At 68.9% G+C, this 13,015-nt stretch carries 15 protein-coding genes and 2 tRNA genes; 5 read left to right on the top strand and 12 right to left on the bottom strand.

Annotation, left to right across the window (positions count from 1 at the left end; all coding sequences use genetic code 11):
• Positions 1-74: 74 nt before the first annotated feature.
• Entirely contained in the window at positions 75-716 is a 642-nt protein-coding gene (locus ACFWV3_RS28400; protein WP_382415426.1) for a putative glycolipid-binding domain-containing protein, read from the bottom strand.
• Positions 717-887 carry an antitoxin gene (locus tag ACFWV3_RS28395; RefSeq protein ID WP_089907918.1) on the bottom strand — a complete coding sequence of 57 codons (171 nt, stop codon included), beginning with the start codon at positions 885-887 and terminating at the stop codon, positions 717-719.
• 189 nt (positions 888-1,076) lie between these two features.
• On the opposite strand from ACFWV3_RS28395, the gene ACFWV3_RS28390 reads away from it, so the two are divergent.
• Positions 1,077-2,414 carry a BNR-4 repeat-containing protein gene (locus ACFWV3_RS28390; protein ID WP_382415424.1) on the top strand — a complete coding sequence of 446 codons (1,338 nt, stop codon included), beginning with the start codon at positions 1,077-1,079 and terminating at the stop codon, positions 2,412-2,414.
• Positions 2,415-2,485: 71 nt separating this feature from the next.
• Here ACFWV3_RS28390 and ACFWV3_RS28385 read toward each other — a convergent pair whose 3' ends face one another.
• Positions 2,486-3,697 (bottom strand): thioester domain-containing protein, encoded by a 1,212-nt coding sequence (locus tag ACFWV3_RS28385; RefSeq protein WP_382415422.1) that lies wholly within the window; start codon positions 3,695-3,697, stop codon positions 2,486-2,488.
• A 311-nt stretch (positions 3,698-4,008) separates the two neighbouring features.
• Positions 4,009-5,214: a DNA cytosine methyltransferase gene (locus ACFWV3_RS28380; RefSeq protein WP_382415420.1), complete on the bottom strand. Its 1,206-nt coding sequence runs from the start codon at positions 5,212-5,214 to the stop codon at positions 4,009-4,011.
• Between the two features lie 62 nt (positions 5,215-5,276).
• On the opposite strand from ACFWV3_RS28380, the gene ACFWV3_RS28375 reads away from it, so the two are divergent.
• Entirely contained in the window at positions 5,277-6,035 is a 759-nt protein-coding gene (locus tag ACFWV3_RS28375) for a hypothetical protein (RefSeq protein ID WP_382415418.1), read from the top strand.
• A gap of 15 nt (positions 6,036-6,050) precedes the next feature.
• Here the strand turns inward: ACFWV3_RS28375 and ACFWV3_RS28370 are convergent, their stop codons facing one another.
• Positions 6,051-7,343, bottom strand: a complete 1,293-nt coding sequence (locus ACFWV3_RS28370; protein ID WP_382415416.1) for a hypothetical protein — start codon at positions 7,341-7,343, stop codon at positions 6,051-6,053.
• On the opposite strand from ACFWV3_RS28370, the gene ACFWV3_RS28365 reads away from it, so the two are divergent.
• Positions 7,323-7,514 carry a hypothetical protein gene (locus tag ACFWV3_RS28365; RefSeq protein ID WP_382415414.1) on the top strand — a complete coding sequence of 64 codons (192 nt, stop codon included), beginning with the start codon at positions 7,323-7,325 and terminating at the stop codon, positions 7,512-7,514. The genes ACFWV3_RS28370 and ACFWV3_RS28365 overlap by 21 nt on opposite strands.
• Before the next feature lie 145 nt (positions 7,515-7,659).
• Here ACFWV3_RS28365 and ACFWV3_RS28360 read toward each other — a convergent pair whose 3' ends face one another.
• The gene (locus tag ACFWV3_RS28360) at positions 7,660-7,866 is read right to left on the bottom strand and encodes a hypothetical protein (RefSeq protein WP_382415413.1); all 207 of its coding nucleotides are present in this window, start codon (positions 7,864-7,866) and stop codon (positions 7,660-7,662) included.
• Positions 7,867-7,932: 66 nt separating this feature from the next.
• Here ACFWV3_RS28360 and ACFWV3_RS28355 point away from each other — a divergent pair, with 66 nt between their 5' ends.
• Positions 7,933-8,790, top strand: coding sequence for an NAD-dependent epimerase/dehydratase family protein (locus ACFWV3_RS28355; RefSeq protein ID WP_382415411.1), 858 nt, complete (start codon positions 7,933-7,935; stop codon positions 8,788-8,790).
• Here the strand turns inward: ACFWV3_RS28355 and ACFWV3_RS28350 are convergent.
• A complete protein-coding gene (locus ACFWV3_RS28350; RefSeq protein WP_382415409.1) occupies positions 8,735-9,646 on the bottom strand; it encodes a ribonuclease Z in 912 nt (303 codons plus the stop codon). The two genes, ACFWV3_RS28355 and ACFWV3_RS28350, sit on opposite strands and share 56 nt — an antisense overlap.
• Before the next feature lie 23 nt (positions 9,647-9,669).
• On the opposite strand from ACFWV3_RS28350, the gene ACFWV3_RS28345 reads away from it, so the two are divergent.
• Entirely contained in the window at positions 9,670-10,491 is an 822-nt protein-coding gene (locus tag ACFWV3_RS28345) for a serine hydrolase domain-containing protein (protein ID WP_382415407.1), read from the top strand.
• Here ACFWV3_RS28345 and ACFWV3_RS28340 read toward each other — a convergent pair.
• The 5 genes from ACFWV3_RS28340 to ACFWV3_RS28320 form a co-directional block, all read right to left on the bottom strand.
• Positions 10,475-10,801, bottom strand: coding sequence for a hypothetical protein (locus tag ACFWV3_RS28340; protein WP_382415405.1), 327 nt, complete (start codon positions 10,799-10,801; stop codon positions 10,475-10,477). The genes ACFWV3_RS28345 and ACFWV3_RS28340 overlap by 17 nt on opposite strands.
• A gap of 71 nt (positions 10,802-10,872) precedes the next feature.
• On the bottom strand, positions 10,873-11,715 hold the full coding sequence (locus ACFWV3_RS28335; RefSeq protein WP_382415403.1) for a methyltransferase domain-containing protein: 843 nt from the start codon (positions 11,713-11,715) through the stop codon (positions 10,873-10,875).
• A gap of 138 nt (positions 11,716-11,853) precedes the next feature.
• Positions 11,854-12,702, bottom strand: coding sequence for an endo alpha-1,4 polygalactosaminidase (locus tag ACFWV3_RS28330; protein ID WP_382415401.1), 849 nt, complete (start codon positions 12,700-12,702; stop codon positions 11,854-11,856).
• 90 nt (positions 12,703-12,792) lie between these two features.
• Positions 12,793-12,865 (bottom strand) — tRNA-Arg (locus tag ACFWV3_RS28325).
• A 42-nt stretch (positions 12,866-12,907) separates the two neighbouring features.
• Positions 12,908-12,997, bottom strand: a tRNA-Ser gene (locus tag ACFWV3_RS28320).
• Between the last annotated feature and the right edge of the window lie 18 nt (positions 12,998-13,015).

Below are 13,015 nucleotides of genomic sequence, written 5' to 3'. Positions count from 1 at the left end.
GCCGAAGCACTTCCACCGTCACGGCGCGACTCGCCACGAAGGAAGTACTTCTTGGAGGGCTTCCAAACCCGCGGCTAGATCCGCTTCGAGATCAGCGGGTACTCGGTGACGAGGCCGTTGGCGTCGACCTTGATGTTCTGCTCGAAGCCGCCGCTCTTGAACCGCACGACCGACCCGTCGTCGCCGACCGACACCGTCTTGTAGGTCTGGGTGACCGCCTTGACGGAGAGGTCGGGCAGCGACACCCGCACGACCGGGAGCGCGTGCTCGGCCGGCTCGCGGTGCAGGGCCAGGCGGCGGATCGGGATGGCGTTGAACAGCACGGCGAACTGGACGTCGACGTCGAGGGCGTCGTTGAACGTCTCGCGCTTGCTGCCCTGGCCGTGGTCGACGAGCCAGGCGCCGTCCTCCGTCCTCGACAGGGAGCACTGGCGCTCCTCGAGGACCGTGGCCGTGCGCAGCAGCAGGCGGGTGACCTGGCCGCTCTCGCCCACGACGACCTCGAAGGAGGCGTTGAACTGCTCGTCGGGGCCGGCGGCGACCAGGCGACCGGACGCGCGCAGGCGGTGGTCGCTCGACAGCAGCAGGCGCACCTGTTCGAGCCGTGGCTCGTGGATGCCCTGCCAGGTGATCATCTCGGGCCTGCGGGCAGAAGGAGAGCGGGTCTCCGCACCGGAGGTGGCCCGCTCGGCGTCAGTGGTGTTGAAGGAGTTCACTCATCCACCTGGAAGGATGTCCTTGATCTTCTCGGCGACCGAGTCGACCTGCTCTTCGTGACCGAACTTGCCCGCGACGAAGTCCGCCGCGGCGTCGATGCCCTGGTCGACCTTCTCGTGGTTCTGCTCGGCCAGGTCAAGCGCCTTGTTCTTGATCTCGTCGAAGTTCATGTGGTGCTCCTCCGCTCCTGACGCAGGGTACCCGAGCGAGCCCCGCGTGTTGATAGCCGCGATCACGCTAACCGCGCCTGGACAAGTCGGCTGTCCGAAACGCAAGATGTCCGTGCCGCCGCCTGGTCGGCCGCCTTCGCGGCCAGAACCAGGAGGACACGCCACATGACACGGCTCCTGCGTGGAGTTATGTCCGCAGTGCTGCTGTTGCCGCTCGTCGCTGTCCCCTCGGCCCACGCCACGGCCGACGCGCAGAAGAACGCGCAGGGGAAGGCGCAAGGGAGGGCGCAGTTCGCGGTGACGACCACGGCCACGAACGTCGCGGCTCGCAGCGACCGCCGTCCCGTCGCGGGCGGGGTGTACGACAGCGAGGTCGGCAGGACGTTCATCTCGTGGGCCGGTCAGTACGAGGACAGCTACGTCCAGTCGTACGACCACCGCAGGTCGACGTGGTCCGCGCCCAACCGGGTCGCGGACGGTGACGCCGACTCGCACAACTACCCGACCATGGTCCAGGCGAAGGACGGGCACCTGCTCGTCTTCCGCGGCATGCACAACGTCGAGCTGCGGATGTCCCGCTCACCTCAGGCCCACTCGGCCGACGGCGTCTGGGAGGAGACGCTGATCTCGAAGAACGCGGCGACGTACCCGATGCCGTTCGTCACGCGCGACGGCACGATCTACGTCTTCTTCCGCGAGACGTCCGGCGACCTCGACCCGACCGTCCCGACGGACACGCGTCCGATGCTCTACGTCGTGTCCAAGGACAACGGGAAGACGTGGAAGACCTCCACGGAGCTGACCGGGGACCGGTTCGCGATCGGGTCGACGTCCCGCGCGGACAACATGAACGAGATCTACATCGGCCAGCTCCGCCTGGAGGACACCGGCCGGGTGCGGATCGTCTACACGCTGGCCGGCGGCGGTCCCGAGGGCCACAAGCACGACCGCTACCACCGCAACATCTACTACGCGTCGTTCGACCCGAGGACGCTGCACTTCTTCTCGGCGGCCGGGAAGGATCTGGGCACGCAGATCGACGACGCGGACCAGGAGCGGTACCTGAAGGTCGCGGAGACCCCGCTGACCCTGCCGAACAACGTCAAGTCGCCCGACTACATCCAGCTGGTGGGCACGACGCTCGGCCGTCCGTTCCTGCTGTGGTTCTCCGGTGACGACGCGGGCGGGCCGCTGCACGACCACCTGTCCACGTGGAACGGCCGCGCGTGGGAGACCAGGGAAGTCGCGCGGGGGCTGAGGGTCCGCGACATGGAGGAGATCGACCCGTTCACGTGGCGGGTCTACGCCACCGAGGACGGTCTGCCGAACGTGAACACGTACCTGGTCCGGTTCGGCCGCACCTGGGACGCGGAGACCGTGATCCCGACGGCCAAGCCGGTGCAGCGCGTGGAGGTCGTGGAGAACTTCCGCGACCCGGCGCGGGCGATCTTCTCGGGGGCGTCCTCACAACGGGACGTCGCGATCGCCGACGGCGACATCACGGTGGCGGGTCTGAGCCGCCGATAGCCGGGAAACGGCAAACGCCCCCAGGACCGGCGCGGAACCTGGGGGCGTTCGTCTAGGGGGTGCCGACTAGATCAGGCACCGGCCTTCTTGCGGCGCACCACGAACAGCGCACCGACACCGGCGCCGACGAGCACCAGACCACCGACGAGCGGCCACAGGATCGAGGCACCGGTCGAGGCCAGGTCGTCCTCGCCGCCACCCGGAGCCGGGTTGGCCGGGGTGGTGGAGGACGGGGTCACCGGCGTGGACGACGACGGAGCCGTGGACGACGGCGTGGTCGGCTGGGTCGACGACGGCTGGGTCGGGACGACCGCGGCCTTCCAGTCGGCCTTGGCCTCCTTCTGGACCTTGGCCTTCTGCGGCTGCGCGACGACGAGCGACTGCGCGACGTTGTCGTCCTGGCCGTTGTGCGAGACGAACAGGCGGCCCAGCGCGATCTCGGCCTCGGCCGACAGCTTGAAGGTGGCGTTGCCGTCCTTCGCGCCTTCCGGAACGCTCACGAAGAACTCGGAGACCTTCTGGCCGGTGCCCTTGACGGCGAGCTCGTCGCCCTTCTTCTGCACGGCGAGCGGGTTGCCGTTGCCGTCGACCAGGGTGACGCCCTCCGGCAGGTTCGCGGTGACCTTGACCTCGCTGGCCGTGGTCGTGACCTTGAACGGGCCGATCTTCTGGCCGGCCTTGCCGGACTGCGACGTCGGGTCGATCTCGAGGGTCGGCTTGGGAGCCTCCTCGACCTTGGCGTCGTTGACGAACTTGTTGTACAGCTCGACGACCTCGGCGTCGTTCTTCTTGTTCTTCGCGTCGAGCTCGGCGTTGTCCGAGAAGTGCCAGAGCGCGGCCTGGGTGGCGGCGATGACGTCTTCCTTGTCGAGCTTGTCGATGCCGAAGGTCTTGCGGATGTCCTCGACCGACTTGTTCGGGTAGGACCGGTTCAGGATCCAGAGGACCTTGCCGGGGTTGTCACCCTTGAACTTGGTGTTCGGGTTGGGGTGCTTGTCCCACGGCACCTCCTTGAGGACGTCGCCGTCCTTCAGCGGGGTCGGCAGCTCGACGCAGTACGCGAGGACGTTGGTGCGGTCCTTGTCGTCCTCGATGCGGAGCTTGATGACCGAGGTGCCCTGCTTCTGCGCCTTGTCGCCGTCCTTGAGCCACACGTCGTGGCCCTGTTCCTGGCCGCCGCGGTCCGGCGTGATCTTCACTTCGGCGTGGGCCGGAAGGGCCGAGAACGACAGGGCGGCGGTGGCGCCGAGCAGCGCCGCGCCGATCCTCAACCGGGAAGCCATGGGTCTCCTTGATCGCGTGAAGTTAGCCCGAACGCGGCGGGAAGTCAGTCATCCGTCGGGACGGTCGGCACGTCTACGTCGACACTGAACCGACAGGAAGCGACCGGACACTAACCGATCGGGTTACACACGACTGAGTGAGGTATTGAGACGGGTATACACAGGGTGTGACCAGCGCAAAGCTACTGTGGGTGTCCACTTTGGATAGGGTTGCGATGCAATGATTTTGTCAGGTGACGTTAGATTCGTTGCTGAACAGTTATCAATTGCGTGCAGCCCGCTACGGATGGCGGGCGTTCGCGGTTCAACGTTCAGGCGACCAATTCGGTGACTTCCACCGGACGAATGTCGCCGGGACGCAGCGAGGTGCCGCGCAGGCACATCTCGCGGGGCTCCGGACGGCGGCCGGTGAGAATCCACCTGGTGAGTCCGGCCAACTGGTAGGCGATCAACGGCGGAACGGCGTCGCCCACATGCCGGTACGCGTTCCCGAGAATCGAGACGTCGAACCGGAACTGCCTCGGAAACCCTTGCAGCAGAGCCATCTCGCGGACCGTGCAGAGGCGGTGCTGAACGGGGTGGGCATAGCGCCCGTTGCCGACGTGACCGCATTCCCTCTTGATCGTCCGCGCCGGTTCGTCCCACCACATGCGACCGTAGACATCGGGGTGCGAACCCCAGTTCTGCTGTTCGACGATCTTGTGTTGTGCAGGATTCAACAACTTTGCCGTCTCCGGCGAGCGGAGCAGATCGGCCCACGATCCGCCGTCGGCGGGAATCGCGCGCATTCTTTCGAGGCTGCGGCCCTGGGAGAAAGTCGGCGAGACGTGAATGGGGTCGTCCTGGTCGGCCACGCCGGCCTCCAGGGCGGGCAGCTTGCCGATCGCGCGCCGCACGGTGATCGCCGACGGGCGGATGACCCTGCCCTCCCACAGGTCGTCCAAGGTCAGCAGGGGCAGACCGGCGTCGACGGCGACCATCAGCGTCCGCTCGCGGAGCTGCGGGAGGCCGAAGCGGGACAGCATGTGCGTGCCGCCCCAGACGGAGTACCCGATCCGGGTGAGCTCCTCGGCGAGGCTGTCGAAGTGGTGGCGCTGCTTGCCCTTCACGAGCTCGCGGGCGTTCTCGACGAGCACGACCTTCGGGCGCAGCTCCTGCGCGTAGACCGCGATCCGGCCGACCAGCGAGTTGCGCGGGTCGTCGCGCAGGTGGTTCTGCGAGGTGATGCGGCTGAAGCCCGAGCACGGCGGGCACGCCAGCAGGACGTCCAGCTCGCCGCGCTTGAGGCCCCAGACCTCGCGCAACGCCGCCGGCGACACCCTGCCGAGGTCGACCTCCAGCGGGTCGACGCCGATGTTCACGCGGTAGGTGTCGTTGCAGCGCAGCGACCCCAGCTTCGAGCTCGGCTTGCCGATCTGCGCGTCGGCGGCACCGACCACCCGGAAGTCGCGATGGGCGTGGAAGCCGTAGCTCATTCCGCCCGCACCCGAGAAGATGTCGGCCACCGTGAAGGACACGGCGAGATCGTACGGGCGAGGCGCCGATGACCTTTCCGTGACATCCCGTACCTTTCCGCCCTATGGAGCTGCCGCGTGCCTGGCAACGGCCTGACCCGTTGCGCGGACTCGACAGGATTTCCTGGGTCGAGGTCTACGACGGCCGCGGTGGCGCCGGTCGCGTGCCCCGCCTGCTGCGCTCCCTGATGGACTCCGACGCGGGCGTGCGCCTGGAAGCGCTCTCCTCGCTCGCCGACCGCCTGCTGACCGACGACACGGTCTCCGAGGCGTCGTTCTGCGCCGTGCCGTTCCTGGTGGAGCTGGGGGCGTCCTACAAGGTCGCCGGGGACGTGCGCGACCGGGTGATCTTCCTGCTGGCCGCCATGGCGTTGGCGGGCAAGGGCTTCACCGAGGACGGACGGCGAACGCACCGCCGGTGGAACGCCCTTGGGCGCGAACTGCCGCGCACGGCTCCCGACTGGCTCACGCAGACACGTCACGCCGTCGCGCAGGGCGCACCGAAGATCTTCGAGGCGCTGGCGTCGGAACGGGTGGCGTGTCTCGTCGCGTTGGCGTGCGCGGTGCCGGAGAGCCTGCCGTCGTTCGTCGGCGGGCTCATGGGCGAGATGGCCGAGCTGCCCGGCGAGGAGATGCTCGCCGACGCCGCCGAGATCGCCACGGCGTTGTTGAGGCGGTCGCCCGAGTTACTCGGCGTCGACCGCCCGAAGGTGCTCGGCGAAGGGCTGGTGCGTCCGGCGCACCAGCCACGTGAGGTCGCCGCGGCACTGATGGGCTACCGGTTCGCCCTCGACTCCGCGTACGGCGACGAGGGCGCCTGGTAGGCCTCAGGTCGTGTCCTAGGCGATCACGGCCTCTTCGAAGGTCTCCTCCACCGGAACGGTGTCCTCGACCGCGATAGCGGGTTCCAGGGCGCCGAGACCCGTGCCCCACTCCTGGTCCGCCAGCGCGAACGCCGCGACCGTCAACGCCGCCACGGGAGCGCCCACGGGCATGTTCTCGCGGTGCAGGTCGAGGTCGAGCCTGCCGCCGATCGGCGACGGGCTCAGCCGCAGCGTGGCGTGCGCGGGCTCGTCGGCGTGCGCGAGGCGGCAGGCCCAGCCGGTGAAGATCACCCGGCGCTCGTCGACCTCGGTCGGCGCGATGGCGCGCACGTTGGCGCCGACCGCGCCGGCGCGGTGGTTGTCCGCGGCCTGGAGCACGAGCTCCTCGAACTCCATCGACGAGATGCCGAGGTCCCAGCCCGCGACCAGGGCGACCTGGACGAGCGCGAGCGGCAGCGTCGGGACGGCGTCCTCGAAGCAGACCATCGCGCCGCCGTAGCGGGTGTTGATCTCGGTCGGCAGGAAGCCGTCCTCGGTCGCGATGCCGTCCAGCGTGAACGTGCCGCGGTAGCCGACGGTGCCGCGCAGGTGCTCGCCGACGCGGCGGGCCAGGTTGCGCATCTCGTCGCGGATCCACACGGGCGGGTCGTAGAACGACGCGCAGCCCGCGTAGAGGAACTTGGCCTGGCCCTGGCGGCGCGGCACGACCATCTCGATCGGGCGCAGCACCGCGGTGCCGTCGGGGAACACGATGCCGTGCACGCTGACCGGGATGCCCTCGAGGAACGGCATCACGCGGACCTGCTCGCACTTGGGCGCGAGGACCTCGAAGGCCTCCTTGGCCTCCTCGTAGGACCGCACGCGGCGCACGAAGTTCGCACCGCCGTTGATCGCGGGGCCGTCACCGGACCAGACGACGCCGGCGCCGCGGTCCAGGATCTCCGAGGCGCCCCAGAGGCGTTCGAAGTCGAGGTCGAACACCATCGCGGGCGCGCGGCGGGCCGACAGCTCGTCCCACAGCGCGTCGATGGTGGTCTTGTTCTCCAGCGCGACCCAGTCGTGCTGCCGGGCGTTGAGCACCGGGCGGCCCTGGAAGTCGCCGATCTCGTTGTAGGGCGTGCTGATCACGACGGCTTCGCGGCGCGCGTCGAACTCGCGCAGGATCGTCTTGACCTCGGCACTCGGCTTGGTCAGCAGCTTGCCCAGGCGGCGCTGCTCGACGGCGACGAGGCTGCCCTTGATGCCCAGCGAGACCCAGCGGGCGATCCGGGAATCATGGAGCGGGGCATGATCATCGGTATCGAGCACGAGCGTATGGCGAGCACCGAGCGCATGGAGCTCATGCGCGCGCTTTGCCAGACGCGTCCCACCGGCCAGAACGACCAGCCTGTCACCGAACAACCTGCCGAGGCGCTCGTTGAGCGCTGCGAGAACATGATTCATCGCCGAGAACCCGCTTTGAGAAGAAGCAGAAGATGAACCGGCGATCGCCGGGTGACGCGTAGCGTAGAGCCACCCGGTATGTGTGTCGAAGCACGGTCCGGCAACGGCCGGATGAATCTTGCGGCGGGCCTGTCGGCTCAAGCTCCGCGGCAAGTGGATCAGCTGAGGATCCTGGTGCCCCTTAGGAGCGGGCCGCGTCCCGAAGGACCTGGTCAACGCGGTTGAGGAAGCTGCGCTTGGGGTTGATCGACGGCAACGGCGCGGTGAGCTCGGTGGGTCCGGGGGTGGGCGCGGCGCCCACGATCTCGGCCACGTTGCGCAGGAACTCCTGCCGCTTGAACTCGTGCACGGCGTGATCGTGCAGGAGCCCGGCGATGCTTGTGTGCACAGCGCGATGGGGATAACTCACATGGGTGTTATCGGCTCACCCGAGTGGGACCTTTAGGGTCAACTTGTGCGAGTTCTTGTGACCGGCGCCACCGGGTACGTGGGCAGGGCCGTGGTGCGTGAGCTGCGGGTTCACGGTCATGAACCGGTTGCGTCCCGTCAGCGCCTGTCCGAGCCGTTCGAGCCGCCGGATGTGGACGCCGTGGTCCACCTGGCCGCCGCGGCCCGTGTGCGCGAGTCTTTCCTTGATCCGCTTTCGTACTGGGAGACCAACGTCGGCGGGACGCTGAACCTCCTCAAAGCCCTGAAGGGGCAACGATTCCTGCTCGCCTCGACTGGTGGCGTCTACCGGCCGTCGGACGTGCCGCTGACCGAGGAGTCGGTCCGGGAGCCGTCGTCGCCGTACGCCGCCTCCAAGGCCGCCGCCGAGGATCTCGTGGCGTGGGCGGCGCGGTCGGGGCAGATCGGCGCGACCACGCTCCGTCTCTTCAACGTCGCTGGAGGAGGTGACACGGACACCACTCGGGTGATCACCCGGGCTGTCGCGTCCGCCGCCGGGAAGGCGCCGGGGATGGAGGTCTACGGCGACGGCTCGGCGGTGCGCGACTTCGTGCACGTGCGTGACGTCGCGGCCGCGTTCGTCGTGGCGCTGGAGGCGTGTTCCGTGGGCACGTCGTCGGTCTACAACGTCGGCGGGACCGCCGCGTCCGTGCGGGACGTGCTGGCGGCCGTGCACGACGTGACCGGACGGGCGGTGCCCGTCGAGTGGAAGCCCGCGCACCCCGGCGAGGTGCGGTTCCAGCGGGCCGACGTGGCGCGGCTGCGCGCGTTGGGCTGGGAGCCGCGGCACTCGTCGTTGACGGAGATCGTCAGGGACCAGTGGCTCGCTTCGGCACCGGAACCCGGTCCAGGTCCTTCGCGATGACGATCTCCCCGTCGAACTCCGCGGCCGCCTCGGCGTGGAACTCGGTGGGGTCGTCGTAGCGCTGGGAGAAGTGGGTAAGCACGAGCTTGCGGACGTGGGTCTCCTGCGCGACGCGGGCGGCCTGCTGGGCGGTGAGGTGGCCGTGGTCGCCGGCGAGCTTGGTGTCGCGGGCGAGGTAGGTCGACTCGATGACGAGCATGTCGGCGTTGTCCGCGAGCTCGTAGACGTTGTCGCAGAGCCGGGTGTCCATCACGAACGCGAACCGCTGGCCCTTGCGGGGTTCGCTGACGTCCTCCAGCCGCACGCCGTCGAGCTCGCCCCTGGCCTGGAGCACGCGGACCTGCGGGCCCTGGATGCCGTGCTCCTTCAGCTTGTCCGGGAGCATGCGGTGGCCGTCGGGTTCGACGAGCCGGTAGCCGAAGCTGTCGATGCCGTGGTCGAGCCGGTACGCCTCCAGCGTGCCGAACCGGCCGCTCGCGAACTCCCCGTCCTGCTCGACCGGCTCCTCCTTGATGTCGGCGGCGTCGTAGAAGGCGCTGGCGTACCGGAGGCGTTCGAAGAAGTGGGCGCCCGAGCGCGGGAAGTGCGCGTGGACGGTGTGCTGGACGCGGTCGAGGCTGAGCCGCTGGACGATGCCGGGAACGCCCAGGCAGTGGTCGCCGTGGAAGTGCGTGATGCAGATCCGGGTGATGTCGCTCGCAGCCGCGCCCGCCCGCAGCATCTGCCGCTGGGAGCCGTCGCCGGGGTCGAAGAGCAGGCCTTCGCCGTCCCACCTGAGCAGATAGCCGTTGTGGTTGCGCTGGCGCGTGGGAACCTGGCTGGCCGTTCCCAGGACGATCAGTTCCCGGACTGTCACACCCTGACGTTAACGTCTGTCCCATGCGGAGCGTGGAAGTGGCGGCGTCGTGGCCTGTCGAGAACGTGGCGGTGGCCGTCGTGTCGGACGGAGCCGTGGTGGGCTCGCTGGGTGATCAGCAGCGCGTGTTCCCGCTCGCGTCGGTGACGAAGCTGCTGACGTCCTACGCGGTCTTGGTGGCCGTCGAGGAGGGCGCGGTCGAGTGGGACCAGCCGGCCGGGCCTCCTGGAGCGACCGTGCGGCACCTGATCGCGCACACGGCCGGGTACGCGTTCGACAAGGCCGAGGTGCAGGCGGAGCCGGGGACGCGGCGGATCTACTCCAACGCCGGGTTCGACGTGCTGGCGTCGTTCGTCGGCGAGGCGTGCGAGATGCCGTTCGCGACGTACCTGCACGAGGCGGTCTTCGTGCCGCTGGGGATGAAGTCGTCCGCGCTGGTCGGCTCGGCGGGCGCCGGTGCCGAGTCGTGCGCGGCGGACCTGGCGCTGTTCGCGGCCGAGCTGCTGTCGCCGTCGCTGGTGTCGGCCGAGCTGGTCCGCGAGGCCACGTCCGTCGTCTTCCCCGGCCTGAACGGCGTGCTGCCCGGCTACGGCATGCAGAAGCCGAACGACTGGGGCCTCGGCTTCGAGATCCGCGACGGCAAGTCGCCGCACTGGACGGGCACGACCCACTCGCCGCGCACGTTCGGGCACTTCGGCCAGTCCGGCACGTTCCTGTGGGTCGACCCGGAGATCTCCGCGGCCTGCGTCGCGCTGACGGACCTGCGCTTCGGCCCGTGGGCGGTCGAGGCGTGGACGCCGTTCTCCGACGGCGTCCGCGCGGAGCTGGTCAGTCGGCGAGCCTGAGCGCGAGCTGGCGGAGGACCTCCTGCACGTCGGCCTCCTCGTAGTCGTTCTCGTAGGCCTGCGCGACGCCGTGGAAGGCGTACAGCAGACCGGCGGTGAACCAGCCGAACTGCGAGAGCACCTGGTCCATCGCCTGCTTGAGGGCCTGGGCGCCGGCCTCGTTGAGCTCGCCGTCGACCTTGACCTCGTAGCTGAACACGCCCTCCTGCAACGACTTGAGGGCCGTGCGCAGGTAGTCGTTGGTTCCGGCGCCGTCGTAGGTGAGCGTCAGGACGCCGAGCGCCCGCTGCATGATCTCCCGCTGGTCCACGCGGTCACTCTGCCTCGTCGGCCCGTTCCGGACAAAGGGCCCGGCACGCATCGGCGCGCCGGGCCTCCGGGTCAGGCGGGCTTGCGCGCCACCCACCGCGCGACGGAGAAGACCCCGGCGGCGCGGGCGGCGTCGAGCACGCGCTTGCCGTCGTGGATGACGGTGTTCTGCTCGCCCTCGTACTCGCCCCAGCCCTGGCCGTCGTCCGGCGGCGTGCTGCCCCAGCACTCGACGCCGGCGTAGAGGTCCTCGGACACCTCGACCTCGAACCCGGCCGCCACCATCAGGTCGCGGTACCCGTCGAGCGTGCCGAGCTCGGGGATGGAGATGACCTGCTCGACCGGTCCGATGAACTCGGCGACCTGCTCCGGGGTCTGGTGCTCGCCGAACGGCCGTGCGATCCAGTCGACCCCGACCAGGCAGGCGCCGGGCTTGAGCACCCGGAACGCGGCCTTGAAGAACTCGCCCTTCTCGGGCAGGTGGCAGACCGACTCGAAGAAGCTGACCATGTCGAGCGAGGAGTCCGGCCACCAGATCAGCGACTTGTAGTCCTCGTCGCCGACGGTCAGGAACGCGGTCCGCGCGGTCTGGCCCTGCTGGTCGGCGTAGTCGCGCGCGGTGGCCGACAGCCACTCGTTGTTCGAGATGCCCACGACGTGCGCCTCGGCGATCTCGGCCATGTAGACCGTTGTGCCGCCGACCCCGCTGCCGAAGTCGAGCGCGGTCCCACCGGCCGGCAGCCCGGCCGCGTCGACCTGCTTGCGCGCCAACGCCTTCGCCGCGTCCTCCGGCGACAGACCGGTCTGCTCGGCCTCCAGGTCGCCGTGGTGCCAGAACTGCCCCATGAGCGCGTGGTAGGCGGGTCCGGCGTGGTTGTAGTACTCGCGAACCTGCTGCTCGACAGTGGTGTTCACCAGTTCCGGCCTTTCAGGATCTCTGCTCCAGCTTCGGCGAAAGGCAACGTAGTGTCCGGTTCAACCACTTGTCCACGATCCCGGCGCACCAACGACCACCTGCGATTTCCGGTGCTGTGATCACCGGCACGTCCGAGTTCAGCAGTGCTGGAACGAGTAGTCCTTCCCACCCGCCGCCACGAGCAGCCGATCGCGCAACGTGGTGGTCGCCGGCGTCGCGGGGTCGGCACACACGTCGCCGAACGTCCCGCGCAGGTCATCGGTGTACTCGATGTCCATCACGTGCGTCCCGTACACGTCGGTGTAGGACGAGCACTCGCTCCACCGGTGGCACTCCTCGGTGACCGCGAAGTCGAACCCCACCTCGGCCCGCCCGCGCCCGGCCTGCTCGGCGGAGTTCTTCTGCCCGATCGCCAGCCCCCTGCCGTGCGCCCGCTCCGCCAGCGCCTTCGCGTAGGCGAGGTTGTCGTCGGCCTTCAGGCGCCCGTCCGAGCGCAGGAACGAGTCGAGGTTGTCGATCTCCACGGCCTGGAACCCCTTGGCCGCGCACTGGTCGATCGTCGCCCCGAAGATCGCCGCCAGCTCCCCGCGCGCGGCGGGCGTGGAGGTGTCGAGCAGGAACTCGTCCGGCCACTTCGGATCGACGACCGGCTTGCCCGCCGAGTCGCCGAGCAGCAGGTGCTTGCGCTCGCCCAGCCACACGTCGCGCTCGTTCGGCTGGGACTGAAACCCGTTGACGTAGCAGACGGAGTAGAGGCCGCGCGCGGGCTCGGCGGTGCTGTCGCGCACCACCAGGGTGACCTTCTCCGGTGGCGGGTAGGCGGCGCCGAGCTGGTAGTCGAGGATCGCTTTCTCGGGTGGCAGTTGCACGCCCGGCGCGGTCGGTGGCGCCGAGACGGCCTGCTCCGGTTCGGACGACGGTTCGTCGGCGCAGCCCGCTGCGACGAGCACGGCGAGTGCGATGCCGAGGAGAGAACGGGGTTTCACGGGAAGTCCAGCTCCTCGGCGCATCGGAGAAATTCGGTCCGGCCACGACAAAGCCCCGGCCAGACCGAAGTCTGACCGGGGCTGATGCAGTGCGCTCGGCAGGATTCGAACCTGCAACCTTCTGATCCGTAGTCAGATGCTCTATCCGTTGAGCTACGAGCGCGAGCTATTCAATTGTAACCGATCCCCTAGAGGCTCGGCCTTGCGGAGGCTCCGGGATTTGAACCCGGGATGGGGGGTTACCCCAAACCGCATTAGCAGTGCGGCGCCATAGACCAGACTAGGCGAAGCCTCCCGGGACCATCCTTGGCCA

The sequence above is a fragment of the Lentzea sp. NPDC059081 genome, from assembly GCF_042738015.1.
In the GTDB taxonomy this organism is placed as follows: Bacteria; Actinomycetota; Actinomycetes; order Mycobacteriales; family Pseudonocardiaceae; genus Lentzea.
This window is presented reverse-complemented; position numbering and strand designations above follow the sequence as displayed.

Excerpts from the sequence above, each read along its gene's own strand:
- ACFWV3_RS28345 (WP_382415407.1), top strand. The coding sequence starts at position 9,670 with ATGCGGAGCGTGGAAGTGGCGGCGTCGTGGCCTGTCGAGAACGTGGCG.
- ACFWV3_RS28375 (WP_382415418.1), top strand. The coding sequence starts at position 5,277 with ATGGAGCTGCCGCGTGCCTGGCAACGGCCTGACCCGTTGCGCGGACTC.
- ACFWV3_RS28385 (WP_382415422.1), bottom strand. The coding sequence starts at position 3,697 with ATGGCTTCCCGGTTGAGGATCGGCGCGGCGCTGCTCGGCGCCACCGCC.
- ACFWV3_RS28390 (WP_382415424.1), top strand. The coding sequence starts at position 1,077 with ATGTCCGCAGTGCTGCTGTTGCCGCTCGTCGCTGTCCCCTCGGCCCAC.
- ACFWV3_RS28365 (WP_382415414.1), top strand. The coding sequence starts at position 7,323 with ATGATCATCGGTATCGAGCACGAGCGTATGGCGAGCACCGAGCGCATG.
- ACFWV3_RS28395 (WP_089907918.1), bottom strand. The coding sequence starts at position 887 with ATGAACTTCGACGAGATCAAGAACAAGGCGCTTGACCTGGCCGAGCAG.